This window comes from Streptosporangium subroseum (assembly GCF_900188345.1).
GTDB lineage: Bacteria > Actinomycetota > Actinomycetes > Streptosporangiales > Streptosporangiaceae > Streptosporangium > Streptosporangium subroseum.
On sequence record NZ_FZOD01000047.1, the window covers coordinates 63,816 to 81,274 of the forward strand.

Sequence of the window (17,459 nt, forward strand, 5' to 3'; positions counted from 1 at the left end):
AGGTAGTTACATACGTGTTAGGTAGATGCATGCATGTTATGCATAGCGATAACATGAACGTCAACGGATTGACCCGTAACGCTCAGGTAACAAGCACTCCGAGGAGGTGGGGCGTGCGGCCGTTGCTGATGGCGCTCCTCGCGAAAGAACCTGCCCATGGTTACGAGCTGAAACAGGCGCTTGAGCAGATCTTCGGCAACGCCTATCCGTCGCCGAACATCGGGCAGATCTACGTTACGCTCGGCCGCCTGGAGAAGGACGGCCTGGTCCGCGTCGTGGACGTCGAACAGTCGAACCGCCCGAACAAGAAGGTCTACTACCTGACCGCCGCGGGCCGGGAGAGCCTCGACACGTGGGTGGACGAGCCCACCGAGGGACCCCGGGTCCGGGACGACTTCTTCATGAAGCTGGTGCTGGCCCCGATGACCGGCCTCGCCGACAGGATGACGCTGATCAACCGCCAGCGCCGTCACTACCTCGCGCTGATCCGTGACCTGAACGAGCTCGCGGAGCGGATCGACCCGGAGAATCGGGTCGCGCTTCTCCTCGTGGAGGGGGCTATGCTCCACCTGCAGGCCGACCTCGACTGGCTCGAGCGCTGCCAGGAGGACCTGAGTTGACTTCCCCCGTGGTCGATACCGTCAATCTCGTCAAGATCTATCAGAACGGCGCCGTGCCGGTGCCCGCCGTGCGCGGAGTCGATCTGCGGGTGGCGGCCGGGGAATTCGTGGCGATCATGGGCCCCTCCGGGTCGGGCAAGTCCACCCTGGTCCACATGCTCGGCGGCCTCGAAGCCCGGACCAGCGGCGAGATCTGGCTCGACGGGCAGCGAGCCGACACCCTGAACGAGAGTGCCTGGGCACTGCTGCGCCGTAAAAAGGTCGGCTTCGTCTTCCAGTTCTTCAACCTGGTCGCCAACATGACCGTGGCCGACAACGTCGAGCTGCCCGCGCTGCTGGCCGGGGCCTCCGCGCGTGAGGCACGCCAGCGCCGGCAGTATCTCCTCGGCGAGCTCGGCCTGACCGACCGCGCCGACGCCGCGCCCTCCCAGCTCGCGGGCGGCGAGCAGCAGCGGGTCGCGCTGGCCCGCGCGCTGGCCAACAAGCCGAGCCTGCTGCTCGCGGACGAGCCCACGGGCAACCTCGACAGCCGCAACACCCGCGACGTCCTCCGCCTGCTCGGCGAGGTCCACCGCGACGGCCAGACCGTCATCCTGGTCACCCACGACGCCCGGGTGGCCGGCCTGGCCGACCGGGTGGTCGCCCTGTTCGACGGCGAGATCGTCGACGACGGCACCATCGGCATGGCCCGCCGCCGCCCCAAGGCCACCGTGGGCGACGTCGTCGAGCTGAGGGGCTAGTGAGCACCGTCCGGGCTTCCGTCAGATGGATCCGGGCCGACCTCAGGGCGCGGCGGGTGCAGGCGCTGCTGACGCTGCTGGCCGTGGCGGGGATCGTCACGGCGCTGATCACCTCGGCGACCCTGCTGGAAGACGGGACCAACCCGTGGCGGGGACTGTTCGCGGAGTCCAGGGGCGCGCACGTGTGGATCCACACCAAGGACGCCCCGGACGTGGCCGCGCTGTCGCGGCTTCCGGGCGTGGTCCAGGTGGCGGGACCGTACCGGACGGCGCCCGTGACGCTCACACTGGACGGCAAGAAGTCACCCGTGGCGCTGCGGGAGATGTCACCGACACCCCCCTCGGTGGCCACGCCGCTGATCCGCGAGGGACGGTGGCTGCGCGCCGGCGACACCGAGGGCGTGATCGTCGAGCGGTCCTTCGCCACGGCGCTCAACCTGAAGGTGGGCGGTCCCTTCACCGTCACCGCGCTCAACGGCGCCTCCCACCCGCTCATCGTGGTCGGCCTGGCCGACACCGCCGACCAGGGTTTCTACCCCGAGTGGACGCCTGGCCTGGCCTGGACCCTGCCCGAGGTCCTGGCCAGGGTCGAGCCCGCCCTGGGCCGCAGCGAGTCGGTCACCGGGCTGCGCCTCGCCGACGGCGAGGCCACGCTGCCTGTCGTCCACGGCGCCGTCACCCTGCTGGACGAGGAGATCCAGCGGATGTCCACCTGGCGCGAGGTCCGCGCCTCCATGGAGCTGGACAACCGATTGCTCGGCCTGCTGCTGGCGCTGTTCGGCGTCACCGGGCTCGTCGCCGCCGCGCTCGCCATCGCCAACGCGGTGGGCGGGCGGGTGCTCGCCCAGACCCGCGACATCGCCACCCTCAAGTCCCTCGGCTACACCCGGAGCCAGGTCTTCGGCGTGCTCATGGCCGAGCACGGCGCGCTCGGACTGCTGGGCATCGCCATCGGTCTCGTCTGCGGCCAGCTCATCGCCTCGCTGACCCTGTACGGCACGCCGATCCTGCCGCTCTCCCCGATCCCGCTGCTCGCGATCACCGGTGGCACCGCCGCGGTGGTCCTGGTCGCGGTGGCCCTGCCCGCCTGGCGCGGCGGCCTCACCCCGCCCATCCCCGCGGCCACCGCGGGACCGCCCCGGGGCCACCTGTCGCGGATGGCCAGGGTCGCCCTCCTGGTACGGCTGCCGCCCGCCCTCGTCCTGGGCACCCGCGACGCCTTCACCAGGCGCGTCCCCGCGTTCCTGAGCATCTTCGGCCTCGCGGTCCCGATGATGATGATCACCATCGGCCTCGGCTGCTGGGCCACCCTGGACGACTTCCTGAACCACCCCGAACGGGTCGGCCAGGCGGCGGCGCTCGTCGTCCGCCCGGACAAGCTCCCCGCCGAGGACGCCGCCCGGATCGCCAGGGCCGATCCTCAGGTGCTGGCCGTCTACCCGGGCAGCGAGGTGTCGGCCCTGGAGCCGGAGCAGACCAGGAGCGTGCTGGCCCGCGCGCTGGGCACGTCGGCCGACCCGTACCCCTTCTCGGTCGTGGAGGGGCGGATGTTCGCGGCCAGGGGTGAGGCCGTCGCCGGGCAGGGGCTGCTCGACCTGCTGGGCGTCAAGATCGGCGACCGGGTCCGCATGACGGTCGGTGGCACGCCGCTGATCGTGCACCTCGTCGGCCGGGTGGTGGAGCCCGACCAGGACGGTGAGGTGCTCTCCTTCGGCATGGACAGCCTCGCCGCCAAGGACGCGGTGCCGCCGCAGTTCTACAGCCTGGTGCTCAGGCCGGGCGCCGACCCCTCCACGGTCCGGGCCCGGCTGCTGGCCGCCTCGGGCGAGGCCCTGGAGGTGAACCGGGTGGTCAATCCGGCCGAGCGGCTCGCGGTCATCCGCGTGGTGATCGTGGCGTTGATCGCCGTGCTCTCGCTGCTGGGTCTGGCCAACCTGCTCACGGCGAGCGCCCTCGGCCTGCGTGATCACGCCTTCGATCTCGCGGTGCTCAAGGCGATGGGCCTCACCCCCCGGCAGGTGGCCGCGACCCTGGTCACCGGTACGGGCCTGCTCGCCGTGCTGGGCGTGGTCGCGGGCACCGCGGCCGGGGCCTCGCTGGTCAGCGGCCTGATCGATCTGCAGGGCTACACCAGCGGCGTCGGCGCGGGCATCGGCCGCACGCCCTCGACCCTGACGCTCGTCTCCGCGGCGGCGATCGCGGTGGGGGCCGCCCTGCTGGTGGCGTTGATACCGGCCAGCAGGGCGGCTCGCGCCCAGGTGCCGGCGGGCATCAGATAGGTCCCGTGCTCGTCGGGGGCGTGGCCTGGAGCCTCTCGGAACGACGAGAAACGGTACGGCCAGGCCGTACCGTTTCTCGTCCGGAGCAGAACCGAGTCGCCCCGGTGTGAGCGGGGCGACTCGGGAAAACCCATGCGGAGCGGGCCGGGTCCCGTTTTCCGCCGGTCAGTCCACGTGCTTGAGGGAGAACCAGTAGAAGCCGTGACCCGGCAGGGTCAGCAGGTACGGCAGGGTGCCCACGCGGGGGAACGGCACCCCGCCCCTGGCCTCGATGGGCGTCATGTCCATGAAGCGGCGCAGGTCCAGCTCCACCGGCTGCGGATACTTCGACATGTTGTTGACGCACAGCATGATGTCGTCCCCCTCCTCGCGGATGTAGGTCAACACCGCCGGGTTGCTGGACCACAGCTCGCTGTAGGCGCCGGTGCCGAAGACCGGGTGGTTACGGCGGATCGCCAGCATGTTCCTGGTGAAGTGGAGCAGCGACGCCGGGTTCTTCCGCTGCGCCTCCACGTTGACCGCCTGGAAGCCGTAGATCGGGTCCATGACGGCGGGGAGGTAGAGGCGGCCGGGGTCGGCCTGGGAGAAGCCGGCGTTGCGGTCGGGGCTCCACTGCATCGGGGTGCGGACCGCGTCGCGATCCTCCAGCCAGATGTTGTCGCCCATGCCGATCTCGTCGCCGTAGTACATGACCGGCGAGCCGGGCAGCGACAGGAGCAGGGCGGTGAACAGTTCGATCTGGTCGCGGTGGTTCTCGAGCAGCGGGGCCAGGCGACGCCGGATGCCGAGGTAGGCCCGCATGCGCGGGTCCTTGGCGTACTCGGCGTGCATGTAGTCGCGCTCCTCTTCGGTGACCGTCTCCAGGGTCAGCTCGTCGTGGTTGCGCAGGAAGATGCCCCACTGGGCGGTCTCCGGGAGCTTCGGCGTCCGCGACATGATCTCGGAGATCGGCTCGCGGCTGCCTCGCCGTACCGCCATGAAGATGCGCGGCATGAGCGGGAAGTGGAAGGCCATGTGGCACTCGTCGCCGCCGACCGAGGGGTCGCCGAAATACTCCACCACGTCCTCGGGCCAGCCGTTGGCCTCGGCCAGCAGGACCCGGTCCGGGTAGAGGCGGTCCACCTCGCTCCGGACCTTCCTCAGGTAGGCGTGGGTCTCCGGCAGACCGGAGCAGGCGGTGCCCTCACGCTCGAAGAGGTACGGCACGGCGTCCAGGCGGAAGCCGTCGATGCCCAGGTCCAGCCAGAACCGCAGAACCTCCAGCATGGCCTCCTGGACCGCCGGGTTGTCGTAGTTCAGGTCCGGCTGGTGGTGGAAGAAGCGGTGCCAGTAGTACTGCTTGCGGACCGGGTCGTAGGTCCAGTTGGACTCCTCGGCGCCGATGAAGATGATCGGTGCGTCGGGATACCCGGTCGGGTCGTCGGACCAGACGTAGAAGTCCCCGTAGGGGCCCTCGGGATCGTGCCGCGAGGCCTGGAACCAGGGATGCTTGTCACTCGTGTGGTTCATCACCAGGTCGGTGACGATGCGCAGGCCGCGCTGGTGCGCCGACTCGATCAGCTGCACGAAGTCTCCGAGATCCCCGAAGTCCGGCAGGATCTTCATGTAGTCGGAGATGTCGTAGCCGCCGTCACGCAGCGGTGATTCGTACAGGGGCAGCAGCCACAGGCAGTCGACGCCGAGCCACTGGACGTAGTCCAGTTTCTCGATCAGACCGCGCAGGTCTCCGGTGCCGTCGCCGTTGGAGTCCTTGAACCCTCGGACCAGCACTTCATAGAAGACCGCACGCTTGTACCACTGGGGGTCCGCCGAGACGAAGTCCTCGGGAACGGATTCGGGAAGGGGGGATGCGTTCATCGTGTTCTCGCTCACGGTGATAAAGGGCAGGACGAAGTCACCGGGTGTCCCGGCTGATGAAATTTGGTGACCGCGCCTGGGGGAGCCGTCATCCCTACGAGCTCCGTGCCCCTCGGCCGGACCGAATTTGTAATTCGGTGCCAACCGTTGTGGCGCTTTCTGGGCCGAACACTACCAGCCGCATGACATCTTCGAAGCCTGCGTAACGGGCTTAAACGCCCCGGCGACACGGAATATCCAGCCTGCCGCGTCATCTCCGCGTAATCGCCCTGATACTTACCGTTCTTTTCTGTGAAACACGCCACGCGCCGTGGCGATGACCTTGGGGTATGCCCGAAGACCCGTCCGGCGCCCGTGTCTTCCGGAGCGCCGGTGAATACGGGCTTCAGCGGCGCCTGAGCCCCGTTCCGCCCCACGGCGCGCGCCCGTTCAGGCCTCGCGTCGCGTATTCCCGGCACCCGGTTTTTTCCGTACGGCGCGCGAAGGTAAAGCTTTTGCCCCGCCGGGCGACGCGGCCCTTCAGAAGGCCGGGGACGGCGCTGAGGGAGAGGTCGGAGCGGGCATGAGGGAGAAGCCAGAGCGGGCGGCGAGGAAGAGGAAGAGGCCGTGAGGGAGAGGTCAGAGGCGGGGCGAGGGAGGGGTCAGAGCCAGGGAGGGGTGAGCTCGGGGAGGCGGTCCTCGTAGTCGCCCAGCCAGGCTCCGAACAGCACCAGGCTCCGCACCCAGAACCGGTCGTTCCAGCCGTTGAACCGCGCCAGGGCGTCGGGGCCCTCGGCGATCACCACGTGGAGCTGATCCGACAGCAGCGAGGGCACGACGGCCGCGACGCGGGTCAGCATCCGGTGGCCGTACTCCCTGGCGGGAGCGGCGGTCGAGCGGAGCGGCACCCTCTGAAGCGGCTGCTTGACCACGTTAGTGGAGGGCAGCGCGGCGACGCGGGGGTCGGCCGCGTGCAGGATCTCCCGGTAGAACCGCCCCTTGTCCTTGCGGGCCACGCCCACCGAGAGCGCCGCGTCGAAGAAGTCCGGATGGATGAACGGCGCCGCGAACGAGACCTCGGGGCCGACCAGGTTGACCGGGGAGCGGGCGATGCCCCGGGCCGTGCGGGTGTGCAGGACCGACAGCGGCAGCTCGGCCCGGTGGCCGTTGAACATGGAGGTCGACTGGGTGAAGGCGTCCTCGACGCTGTCGGTGATCCAGGCGGAGGCCCGCTCGGACAGGAACGGCACGGACGGGGCGCCCAGCGTCAGGGAGCCGAGCAGCGCGGCCTTCCGCTCCGCCTGGGAGGAGGCCTCCAGCGCCGCCCCGCTGATCATGAAGTTCTTCAGCAGCGGCCCCCCGGCCAGCCCGTCGACCAGGGTCCGCCCGGCCTTGTGCACCTCGCGGGAGAACGGGGTGTACCAGGCGTGGTGCGGGGTGAGGAACTCCAGCCGCCGGGCCACGTCCAGCGCGTCGTCGGGGTAGGCGGAGGCGTCCTGAGTGATCACGCGGTGCCGTACGCCCAGCTCGCGGGTTATCGCGCGGGCGAAGGTGATGTCGGTGTCGGTGCCGTCGTCCGGGCTGGTCGTCCACGACTCCACGTCGGCGCCCCGCGCCACCGCGACCGAGCAGAGCAGCCGCGAGTCGTAGCCGCCGCTGACCGGCACGAGCAGCGGCCGCCCGTCGAACTCCTTGTAGACCTCGTGCAGGATCTCCAGGATCTCCCCGGCCGTCCGGCCCGCCTCGTACGGCTCCTCGCGCAGCCACCGGGGCAGCCTGCGCTCGGTCGAGATCCGGCCCGTCGCCCGGTCGAAGATCAGCGCGCTTGATCCGCCCATCCTCTTGACCTGCGCGTACGGGGTGTCGTCGCGGAGAGGGAAGGTCAGCTGGATGATCGAGGCCCAGGCGTCCCAATTGATCTCGTACGGCCGGCGCGCGAGGGACAGCAGGGGTTCCAGCAGGGAGGAGAAATAGACCGCTCCGCCCCGGAACAGGTAGTAGACGTCCACGAGGCCGAGCCCGCCGGCGTGCAGCGTGACCCGCTTCCCGTCGTCGATCAGGCCGGGCGTCTCGAAGTTCTCCGCCACGTTGATCCACGGCGCGCCCTCGGTGGGCGTGCGCTCTCCCCAGGCGAACGCGCAGGTCAGCGCGTCCCGCTGGTAGGGCGGCAGCGGAGAGGAGCTGCACAGCGACGCCCCCGCCGCCCGAAGCGCGGGCGTGACGCGCGGTCCGGCCTTCCGCAGCGTCTCCAGGGCGGCCTCGTCGAGGTGGCCGATGCCGCCGCAGACGTACGGCCTCACATTGAACGTCGGCCACTGCACCGTGCTGACTCCTCTGTGTCGAGATTGTCCAAAGGGTATCCTTTCGCCCGGCTTAGAAAACGGAGGACGACGTGGCGAGCGAGCAACTCGAGAGCACACGGCAGGCGTTACGGGAGGCCATGGCTCATGCGGAGCGGGCTGCCGAACTGGCTCGACTGCTCGACGAGGCGCAGGCGAGGACCGCCGACGCGGAGCGGGCGGCCGATGAGCTGCGTACGGTGAGAGAGCGGCTGAGCGAGACGGAGGAGCGGCTCGAGGCAGCGAACGCGATCGAGGAGAAACTCCGCAGGGATCTGGCGGAGCAGCGCTACCAGGCCGAGGTGGCGAAGTGGAAGCTGTCCTCGGTGCAGGTCGCCCGCTGGTCCCGCATCGGTGACGCGCTCAAGACGGGCAAGAGCAATCCGGTACGGCTGGCGCGCGGACTGCGCGGAGCCGCCAAGCCCGCCAAACGCCCGATCGCCCCCGAACGCCAGCCCGTCCCGCGCAGGAGCGGCGACAAGCCGGTCCCCGGCGTCTCCTTCCAGGCCACGACCTCGACCAGGACCGTCGGCGGCAAATCGGTCAAGCTCAAGCCCTTCCGCGTCCCGACCGGCCCGAACACCCGCCCGCACCTGACGGTGGCCGTCGTCGCCGAGCCCCACGCCGAAGCGCTGCTGCGCTACGAGTGGCGGCAGACCATCGGCTTCACGCCCCGGGACTTCGCCCGGGTGCTGGCGGGGGAGGTCCCGCACCTGCTGCTGGTCGAGTCGGTGACCGAGGGGCCGTGGGCCGAGGAGCTGAGCCGTCCCGGCGAGGGCCTGCGCGGGCTGCTGTCCTGGTGCGCGGAGCGGGGCATCCGCACGGTCTTCTGGCACACCAAGGGGGAGCCGGACCGCTTTGTGGCCGCCGCCAGGCTGTTCGAGCACATCGTCACCGCGCTGCCCAGGTCGGTGGGGCCGTGGAGCGCGATCCTCGCGGCCCAGGAGCCGGAGCCCGGGCGCAGGGCTCCCTCGCTGGGGATCCTGCCCTTCGCCATCCAGCCGCGCGTGCACAATCCGCTGCCGCTGGCCGGAGACCGGTTCGGCCGGGTGCTCACCCTGCAGGAGCTGCTCCCCGAGAACCTGACGTATCCGGACGTGCTCACCTCCTATCGCTGGCCGGTGGCGGTGGACTGCCCGCCCGGCACCGACGCCTGGCTGATGGCCGAGCTGGCCGCCTGCGGCACGCTGATCGGGACCGCGCCCGACGACCGCCGGGCCCACGTGGCGCTGCGCCAGGCCTACACCTCGGGCACGATGACCCAGAAGATCGACGACCTTCTCGACGCGATCGGCCTGCCCAGCGGCCGGGCCACCCTGAACATCTCGGTGATCATGATCGACCGGGGCGACCTCGACCACACCCTGGCCCAGGTGGCGCCGCAGAAGGGCGTCGTCCAGCTGGTGCTCCTCACGGACGCTCAGGACGCCGAGAAGCGGGCCCGCGCCGCGATGCCCGACAGGGTGGACGTCGTGGTCCGCCGTACCGATCCCGGCCTCACCATCGGCGGCATGCTGAACCACGCCCTCGACCTGTGCCAAGGCGACCTGGTGGCCGTCATGGACGCCCAGGACACCTACAGCCAGCACTATCTGACCGATCTCAGCAGGGCCTTCCTGTTCACCACCGCCGACATCGTCGGCAAGGCCGCCTACTACGCCCATCTGCGCGACGTCACCGCGACCGTGCTGCGCCAGCCCGCGGCCGAATACTCCTACCTTCCCGAGATCGCCGGAGCCACCCTGCTGGCCCGCCGTACGGTCCTGCGCGGCCTCGGGTTCGCCGACGTCTCCGAGGGCTGGGCCGAGGTGCTGATGCGCCAGTGCCGCACGGACGGGGTCAAGGTCTTCTCCGCCGACCGGTTCGGCTACGTCTGCCGCCGTGATCACGACCGCGGGCTTCTCGACTCGGCGCAGCTCGTCGAGTACGGCCCGGCCGATCCGCACGCCCTGATCTAGGCTGTCGGGCATGACGCCCGGCCGGCTCGGCGAGATCCTCGGCCTGCCGCCGATCCCGCAGGGGACGTGGGCCGAGGAGGCGCTCTACGTCTCCCCGGCCGCGTTGCGCCGCGGGGAGGCGCCCGGGGAGATGGCGGCGCGGCTCCGGGCGTTGCCGGGGATCGCGGATGTCCGGGTGCGGGCGGACGGGTTCCTGGAGATCGCGGTGGCCGTGCCCGGGGATCTCGTCGTGGAGCTGACCGGGACCGTTCCCCCGGCCCCCCCGACGTCCACGGCACCCACAGCATCTCCAGCGCTTCCCGGCACGGCGGTGTCGCCCTGGACCGACGCTCCCAGGACGTGGAGCAACACCGGGTTTGTCGTGAAATACGCGCACGTAAGGGCGGTTGCCGTACGGCGCTGGGCGGCGGAGCTGGGGGTCGGCGGGAGGTTCCGGCCCGAGTTGCTCGACGGCCGATGGGACAGGGCGGTGCTCAGACTGCTGGCCGAGGTGCACGGCAGGCGGGCGAGCCGGGACCCCGGATGGGCGGCCTACACCGAGCGGCTGGCCCTGGCCTACCACGACGCGTTCGAGCGGGCCGCGGTGCTGCCGGCGGGAGACGAGGAGCCGTCGCCGCTCCACGCCGCCCGGGTGGAGCTGGCGCGGGCCGTACGGGCCGTACTGGCCGAAGGTCTGGCGGCGCTGGGCGAGACGGCGCCCGACAGACTGTGATAGACCCTGCCAGGATGGCCCTCCCGAAACGAACCTTGGAGAACGGGTGAACGGCGCGCGGGACTGGGAGGCACGGGAGCCGCGCCGGCCCGGAGTGATCCGGCGGGTGCTGCCGACCGCGCTGGCCTTCGTGATCATCATCGGCGGGATGGCCTACCTCGGCGGCGACCTCCGGGAACTGCTCGGAACCGCGCCGGGTTCGCCGCGGTCGGCGGCGGCCACGAATCGCGTCTACGAGGAGACCGGCCCGGTCGACGCCCGCTGCGACACCGTGCCCCAGGACGTCAACGCCGACCCCGCGACCTCGCTGAGGGCGCTCTCGAAGTGCCTGGACCGGATGTGGGCCGCCACGCTGGCGCAGGCGGACCTCGACTACGAGCGGCCGCGGGAGGTGCGGCTGGTCGCCAGCCGGGACAAGGCCGCGTGCGGGGTCGAGGACTACGACTGGGCGGGGATCTACTGTCCCCGGGGGCGCGTGGTCAACGTGCTGATCGAGGACTGGCACACCTTCCCGATGATGTTCACGCTCGCGCACGAATACGCCCACCACGTCCAGGAGATCAGCGGGATCGCAAACCAGCGGGGCTCCGAGGTCTTCGACGACGCATGGTCCCGGCGGCTCGAACTGCAGGCCGACTGCCTGGCCGCGGTGACGCTGCGGACCTCCTGGCCGAACCCGCTGGAGAATTTCCGGAGGATGGCCAGGGGCGATTCCGGCACGACGGGCGAATTGGAGGACGGCTACCTGCAGTCGCACGGTTCGGGTGCCAGCAGCGCCGCGTGGATGCTCCGCGGCGGACAGGCGGGCACCATGGCGGCGTGCAATACCTGGGGTGCTCCCGCCGACCAGGTGTCCTAACGGTCAAATCATCACAAAACACAAAAATATATGGCTTAAGCACTCAATTGCGTAAAAAGTCCACGATTTTGGGGCTGATAGCGTCTCGATAGATGGGCACTCGTCCCACGGGGATCACCGGGTCCTATAGCCTCGATCGGGTGAGTCGATTCGCCCATCCTGCCGGTGACCGGCATGCCGAAGTGTTGCCCGAGGACCGCCCTCCGCACACACCTGCCGACCTGAACACGCTCGACCCGACGATCTGGCCCCGAACGTCGAATCGCGCCGACGGCTCGATCACGGTCGGCGGCGTGGATGTCAGAGATCTGGTCGAAGCACACGGCACCCCGCTCTACGTGGTGGACGAGGAAGACTTCCGTTCCCGGTGCCGCGACTACAGGAGCGCGTTCGCCGGCGGTGAGGTCCACTACGCCGGCAAGGCGTTCCTGTGCCGCGAGGTCGCTCGCTGGATCATGCAGGAGGACCTCGGCCTCGACGTGTGCAGCGCGGGCGAGCTCGCCGTCGCGTTGAGCGTCGGATTCCCGCCCGAGCGGATCACCCTGCACGGCAACAACAAGTCGCTCGCCGAGCTGGAGAAGGCCATCGAGGCCGGGGTCGGGCACATCGTGGCCGACTCCTTCGAGGAGATCGCCCGCCTGGGCTTCCTCGCGGACAGGCACGGCAAGCGTCCCCAGATCATGATCCGGGTGACCGTGGGCGTGGAGGCGCACACCCACGAGTTCATCGCCACCGCCCACGACGACCAGAAGTTCGGCTTCTCGCTGAGCAGCGGTGCCGCGGCGGAGGCCGCCAGGCGGATTCTCTCACTGCCCCAGCTGGAGCTCGTGGGCCTGCACTCCCACATCGGCTCCCAGATCACCGACACCGCGGGCTTCGAGGTGGCCGCGCGCCGCCTGGCCACGCTTCTGGTGCAGATCAAGGAGGAGCACGGCGTCGTCCTGCCGGAGCTCGACCTCGGCGGCGGCTACGGCATCCCCTACGTCGACGGCGACACCGCGCTCGACGTCAAGGAGATCGCCGACAGCCTGCGGGAGATCGTCTCCAAGGTGACGAAGGCCGCGGGCCTGCCGGTGCCCAAGCTCACCGTCGAGCCCGGCCGCGCCATCGCCGGGCTCGCCGGAATGACGCTCTACGAGGTCGGCACGATCAAGGACGTCGAAGGCCTGCGCACCTACGTCAGCGTCGACGGCGGCATGAGCGACAACATCCGCACGGCGCTCTACGGCGCCGAGTACACCGCGCGCCTGGCCTCCCGCGAGAGCACCTCGGGGCCGATGCTCTCGCGCCTGGTCGGCAAGCACTGCGAGAGCGGTGACATGGTGATCCGCGACCTGTGGCTTCCGCAGGATCTGGCCACCGGCGACCTGATCGCCGTCGCGGGCACCGGCGCCTACTGCCGTTCGCTCGCCAACAACTACAACTACCTCCCCAAGCCCGCCGTCGTCGCGGTCAAGGACGGGGGGGCCCGCGTGATCGTCCGCCGGGAGACCGAGGACGACCTGCTGAGAGGGCAGCTGTGAAACGACCTCAGGCGGTGAGCCGCCGAGTGAGCGAAGCGAACGGGCAGGAGAGGGTGACCGGGTCAACGACCCTGGCCTGAAGGCCTGGGTTTGAGGTGGCGTACCGCGCACCGATGGCCCCGCGTTGACCAGCCCGAGTCATCAGCTCAAGGAGGTGCCTTTTGATGACTACGTTTCCTATGAGTGAGAAGACCCACCAAGCCGTGCTTCCTCAGCGGCTTGCTCTGGAATCGGTGGGAGCAGACAACCCCGGGGGTGGGGACGAAACGGCTCACCGACTCCCGGCCATGCCGGGCACTGGCTTGGAACATGGGCGAGGGGAGATCGAGCAGATCGGCACCCGGTCTGCTCGGCGTCACCCCAAGGGCGCTTCGGCGTCTGAGGGAGCGAACCGTGAGGTTCACCCGGCCGTGTTCGTCCTCGACAAACACGGCCAGCCGCTGGATCCGTGCCACCCCGCTCGGGCCCGCCGCCTGCTGGCGGCCGGTCGGGCGGTGGTGGCCCGGCACACCCCGTTTGTCATCAGGCTCAAAGACCGCACCGCCGCCGACTCCACCGTCCAGGGTGTGCAGGTCAGCATCGACCCCGGCAGCAAACACACCGGTATCGCCGTATTCACCGAACACGACGGAGACCGCAACGGCCGGTACGCGCTCCAGCTCGACCACCGGGGCGGGCAGATCCATGACAAGCTCACCGCGCGCTCGCAGTACCGGCGGCGACGCCGCAGTAAGAACCTGCGCTATCGCGCGCCCCGGTTTAACAACCGGACTAAGCCGACGGGGTGGCTCGCGCCGTCCCTGCAGCACCGCGTCGACACCACCATGTCCTGGGTGACGCGTCTGATCCGGTGGGCGCCGGTCACCGCCGTGCACGTGGAGAAGGTCGCCTTCGACACCCACGCCCTATCAGCCGGGCGTCCGCTTGAGGGAGCGGAATACCAGCAGGGCACCCTCGCCGGATACGAGGTCCGCGAGTACCTGCTGGCCAAGTGGGGCCGCACCTGCGCCTACTGCGGTGCTCAGAACGTGCCGCTGAACCTCGACCACATCCACCCGCGCTTCCGAGGCGGCTCCGACCGGATCAGTAACCTCACACTGGCCTGCATTCCATGCAACCAGACCAAGAACGCGACTCCGATCCAGGAGTTCCTCAAGGCCGCACCCGCTCTCCTGGTGACGATCCTGCGGCAGGCTAAAGCTCCGTTGCGGGACGCGGCCGCGGGCAACGCGACCCGGTGGGCGTTGTGGAGGGCGTTGGAGGCGACCGGCCTTGCGGTGGCCACTGCCTCGGGGGGGCGTACGAAGTGGAACCGATCGCGCACCGGCGCCCCGAAGTCACATACCCTCGACGCGCTGCACGTCGGCGATCTGGACACGGTGACCAGCTGGCCGGGCGCGGTGCTGGTGGTGAAGGCGACCGGACGCGGCAGCTACGTCCGCACCCGCACCGACAAGCACGGCTTCCCGAGGTTGCGCCTGCCCCGCACCAAGCAGGTCGAGGGCTTTACCACCGGCGACCTGGTCCGCGCCACCGTACCGTCCGGCAAAAAGGCCGGGGTCCATATCGGCCGGGTCGCGGTCCGCTCCACCGGCCGTTTTAACATCGCCACCCGGTACAGCACCGTTCAAGGCATCGGCCACCGCCACGTCCGGCTGCTTCAGCGAGCCGACGGCTACGGCTACATCACCCGTTCAGAAACGCGGGACCGTTCCGTGTTTCCTCCCGGCCCTGAAGGACCGGGTTTCCACGCTGGAGGTAATTGATGACGCTGAAAGTAGCGCTGCTGGGGTGCGGCGTCGTCGGCTCCCAGGTGGTCAGGCTGATGCAGGAGCAGGCCGACGACCTCGCCGCGCGCATCGGGACCCCGCTGGAACTCGCCGGTGTGGCCGTGCGGCGACTGGGCCGCAGGCGCGACACCGACGTGGACCCCGCCCTGCTCACCACAGACGCCGAGGCCCTGGTCACCCGCGACGACGTGGACATCGTCGTCGAGGTGATCGGCGGCATCGAGCCCGCCAGGTCGCTCATCCTGGCCGCCATGAACAGCGGCAAGTCGGTCGTCACGGCCAACAAGGCGCTGCTCGCCGAGGACGGCGCGACCGTTCACGGCGCGGCCAGGTCCAACAACGCGGACCTGTACTTCGAGGCGGCCGTCGCGGGCGCGATCCCGCTGATCCGCCCGCTGCGCGAGTCCATGGCCGGAGACCGCGTGCACCGCGTGCTCGGCATCGTCAACGGCACCACCAACTACATCCTCGACAAGATGGACTCCAGTGGGGCCTCGTTCTCCGACGCGCTGGAGGAGGCCCAGGCGCTGGGCTACGCCGAGGCCGACCCCACGGCCGACGTGGAGGGTTTCGACGCCGCGGCCAAGGCCGCGATCCTCGCCGGAATCGCGTTCCACAGCCGGGTGACGGCCGCCGACGTGCACCGCGAGGGCATCACCGAGATCACCGCGACGGACGTGGCCAGCGCCAAGGCGATGGGCTACGTCATCAAGCTGCTGGCGATCTGCGCCCGCTCCGAGGACGGCCGTTCCTTCGGCGTCCGGGTGCATCCGGCCATGATTCCCAGGACGCACCCGCTGGCCGGGGTCCGCGAGGCCTACAACGCGGTCTTCGTCGAGGCCGAGTCCGCAGGACAGCTGATGTTCTACGGCGCGGGCGCCGGCGGCGCCCCGACGGCGAGCGCGGTGCTGGGCGACATCGTGGCCGTGGCCCGCAACCTGCTGGCCGGGGCGCGCGGTCCTGCGGAGTCCACCTACGCCGACCTGGTCGTGCACCCGATGGGCGAGACCGTCACGCGGTATCACGTCTCCCTGGACGTCGCCGACAAGCCGGGTGTGCTCGCCCGGGTCGCCGACATGTTCGCCAAGCAGGATGTGTCCATCCAGACCGTCCTCCAGGAGGGGCACGGCGACGACGCCCAGCTTGTGCTGGTCACCCACCGGGCCACCGACGCCGCTCTCTCCGCGACGCTCGAAGGTCTGCGTGAGCTCGACATCGTCCGGGACGTGGTGAGCGTCATGCGGGTCGAGGGAGAGGGCGCCTCCTAGAGTTCTCCCGGCACTCCCCGCCCGCTCGGGGCGTGCTGTTCGGCGGAATCGCCGGCTGGAGCCCGACGTGAACGCATCGGATCGCCCCGAGGAGAATGACGGGGCGATCCGATGCGTTTCACGTCTCCTCAGGGGGGAACTTCCGGGCGACCGTCTATCCAAGGGGATCAGGCCGCAGCCTCAATTCGAACTCATGAGCCAACGGTGATCGAGCGATCGCTCAGCGTCTTCCGGAATGACAATGTTCAACGAGTTCACAGAGAACCACCAATAAAACATGAGGGAAACTGGACATAAGACAGGCAGTCCGGAACCCCTCTGGGCCGCCTGCGTCTTTCGAAAGGACGACTTACGGTGAGGATCGCTCGTTGGGCGGCAGCCCTGCTGGTCGCGCTGATCGGCGTGCCGGCGATGTCGGCCATGCCGGCACAGGCCTCCTCGGCGGAGACCGCGAAGCCGTCGAAGAAGGTCAGCACGGTCGTCTCGCTCACCTTCGACGACGGGGACGTCACCCATCTGGCCGTGGCACGCATGCTGGAGAAGCGAAAAATGCGTGGAACGTTTTACATCAACACCGAGACCATCGGGGACGAGCTCAAGCTGACCCGCGCCCAGGTCGCCTCGATCGCCAAGGGGGGCCACGAGATCGGCGGCCACACGCTGACCCACGTCAGGCTCTCCGAACTCCTGCCGAGCGAGCAGCGCGTGCAGATCTGCGACGATCGCCGGACGCTGGCGGCGTGGGGCTACCGGGCCACGACCCTCGCGTATCCGTTCGGTGCGGAGGATGCCGACGCCAAGAAGGTGGCCCGCCAGTGCGGCTACGACGTGGCGCGCACGGTCGGCGGGCTCAAGGAGTGGGGATGCCCTCGCTGCCCGGCCGCCGAGATCTCCCGCCCGAAGGACCGCTACGGAATCCGGACCCCGGGCTCGGTCCGTGACGACACCTCGCTGCGCGAGATCAAGCAGCAGGTCCTCGACGCGGAGAAGACCGGCGGGATCCTCCCCCTGGTGTTCCACCGGGTCTGCGACGGCTGCGGCGTCTACTCGGTGCCCCCCAAGATCCTGGACGACTTCCTCGGCTGGCTGGCCACCCGCAAGTCTCACGGCACGGTGGTCAAGACCATGCACGACGCGCTCGGAGCCAAGTACAGGCCCCTGCCGAACCAATGACCTCGCTCTCCCCAGGTGTCCCTCCGCCGCGGCAGCCTGCGCGTCCCTCCGGCCACCGCAGTGCCCGCGATGATCGCGGCAGAGGGACGGGGAGCGGCGGTACCCGCAGGAACGGCGGCGCCTTCGGGACGGCGGAACCTGAGGACGCCTGAGGACACCTGAGAACACGGCATCCGGGGAGGCCGCCCGCGGTCAAGGGACGACGTCATGCCGCGGGGATGCCGCCCCCGGTCAAGGGACGCGGGCCGGGTTATGCCGCGGGCCGGACCTAGAAGCGCACTGAAGATGTTGGGGGTCTGGCTCCGCCGCGAATGATGGTGGGGTCAGACTGGATGTTATGCAAGGTCACTGGACTGGGGAGC

Annotated in this window: 12 protein-coding genes; 10 read left to right on the plus strand and 2 right to left on the minus strand. The window is 69.7% G+C overall.

Features of this window, described 5'->3' with window-relative positions; genetic code table 11:
* Positions 1–113: 113 nt before the first annotated feature.
* The 3 genes from CHC08_RS33620 to CHC08_RS33630 are packed head-to-tail and all read left to right on the plus strand — an operon-like array spanning position 114 to position 3,639.
* On the plus strand, positions 114–620 hold the full coding sequence (locus tag CHC08_RS33620; RefSeq protein WP_089211410.1) for a PadR family transcriptional regulator: 507 nt from the start codon (positions 114–116) through the stop codon (positions 618–620).
* Complete coding sequence (locus CHC08_RS33625; RefSeq protein WP_089211411.1) at positions 617–1,360, plus strand: ABC transporter ATP-binding protein; 744 nt, start codon at positions 617–619, stop codon at positions 1,358–1,360. The genes CHC08_RS33620 and CHC08_RS33625 overlap by 4 nt, the downstream gene beginning before the upstream one ends.
* On the plus strand, positions 1,360–3,639 hold the full coding sequence (locus tag CHC08_RS33630; protein ID WP_089211412.1) for an ABC transporter permease: 2,280 nt from the start codon (positions 1,360–1,362) through the stop codon (positions 3,637–3,639). The genes CHC08_RS33625 and CHC08_RS33630 overlap by 1 nt, the downstream gene beginning before the upstream one ends.
* Before the next feature lie 165 nt (positions 3,640–3,804).
* Here the strand turns inward: CHC08_RS33630 and treS are convergent, their stop codons facing one another.
* Together treS and CHC08_RS33640 are read right to left on the minus strand one after the other, a co-directional pair.
* The gene (gene treS / locus CHC08_RS33635; RefSeq protein WP_089211413.1) at positions 3,805–5,496 is read right to left on the minus strand and encodes a maltose alpha-D-glucosyltransferase; all 1,692 of its coding nucleotides are present in this window, start codon (positions 5,494–5,496) and stop codon (positions 3,805–3,807) included.
* 641 nt (positions 5,497–6,137) lie between these two features.
* Entirely contained in the window at positions 6,138–7,796 is a 1,659-nt protein-coding gene (locus CHC08_RS33640; RefSeq protein ID WP_089211414.1) for an asparagine synthetase B family protein, read from the minus strand.
* A gap of 71 nt (positions 7,797–7,867) precedes the next feature.
* Here CHC08_RS33640 and CHC08_RS33645 point away from each other — a divergent pair, with 71 nt between their 5' ends.
* From CHC08_RS33645 to CHC08_RS33675, 7 genes are all read left to right on the plus strand, one after another.
* On the plus strand, positions 7,868–9,772 hold the full coding sequence (locus tag CHC08_RS33645; protein WP_089211415.1) for a glycosyltransferase: 1,905 nt from the start codon (positions 7,868–7,870) through the stop codon (positions 9,770–9,772).
* Between the two features lie 10 nt (positions 9,773–9,782).
* Positions 9,783–10,484, plus strand: a complete 702-nt coding sequence (locus CHC08_RS33650; protein ID WP_089211416.1) for a DALR anticodon-binding domain-containing protein — start codon at positions 9,783–9,785, stop codon at positions 10,482–10,484.
* A 46-nt stretch (positions 10,485–10,530) separates the two neighbouring features.
* Positions 10,531–11,343: a neutral zinc metallopeptidase gene (locus tag CHC08_RS33655; protein WP_089211417.1), complete on the plus strand. Its 813-nt coding sequence runs from the start codon at positions 10,531–10,533 to the stop codon at positions 11,341–11,343.
* 140 nt (positions 11,344–11,483) lie between these two features.
* Positions 11,484–12,866: a diaminopimelate decarboxylase gene (gene lysA / locus CHC08_RS33660; RefSeq protein WP_089211418.1), complete on the plus strand. Its 1,383-nt coding sequence runs from the start codon at positions 11,484–11,486 to the stop codon at positions 12,864–12,866.
* Between the two features lie 410 nt (positions 12,867–13,276).
* Positions 13,277–14,632 (plus strand): RNA-guided endonuclease IscB, encoded by a 1,356-nt coding sequence (gene iscB, locus CHC08_RS33665; protein WP_089211419.1) that lies wholly within the window; start codon positions 13,277–13,279, stop codon positions 14,630–14,632.
* A complete protein-coding gene (locus CHC08_RS33670; protein WP_089211420.1) occupies positions 14,632–15,924 on the plus strand; it encodes a homoserine dehydrogenase in 1,293 nt (430 codons plus the stop codon). Before iscB ends, CHC08_RS33670 begins: the two co-directional genes overlap by 1 nt.
* 354 nt (positions 15,925–16,278) lie before the next feature.
* Positions 16,279–17,097, plus strand: coding sequence for a polysaccharide deacetylase family protein (locus CHC08_RS33675; RefSeq protein WP_089211421.1), 819 nt, complete (start codon positions 16,279–16,281; stop codon positions 17,095–17,097).
* Positions 17,098–17,459: the final 362 nt, after the last annotated feature.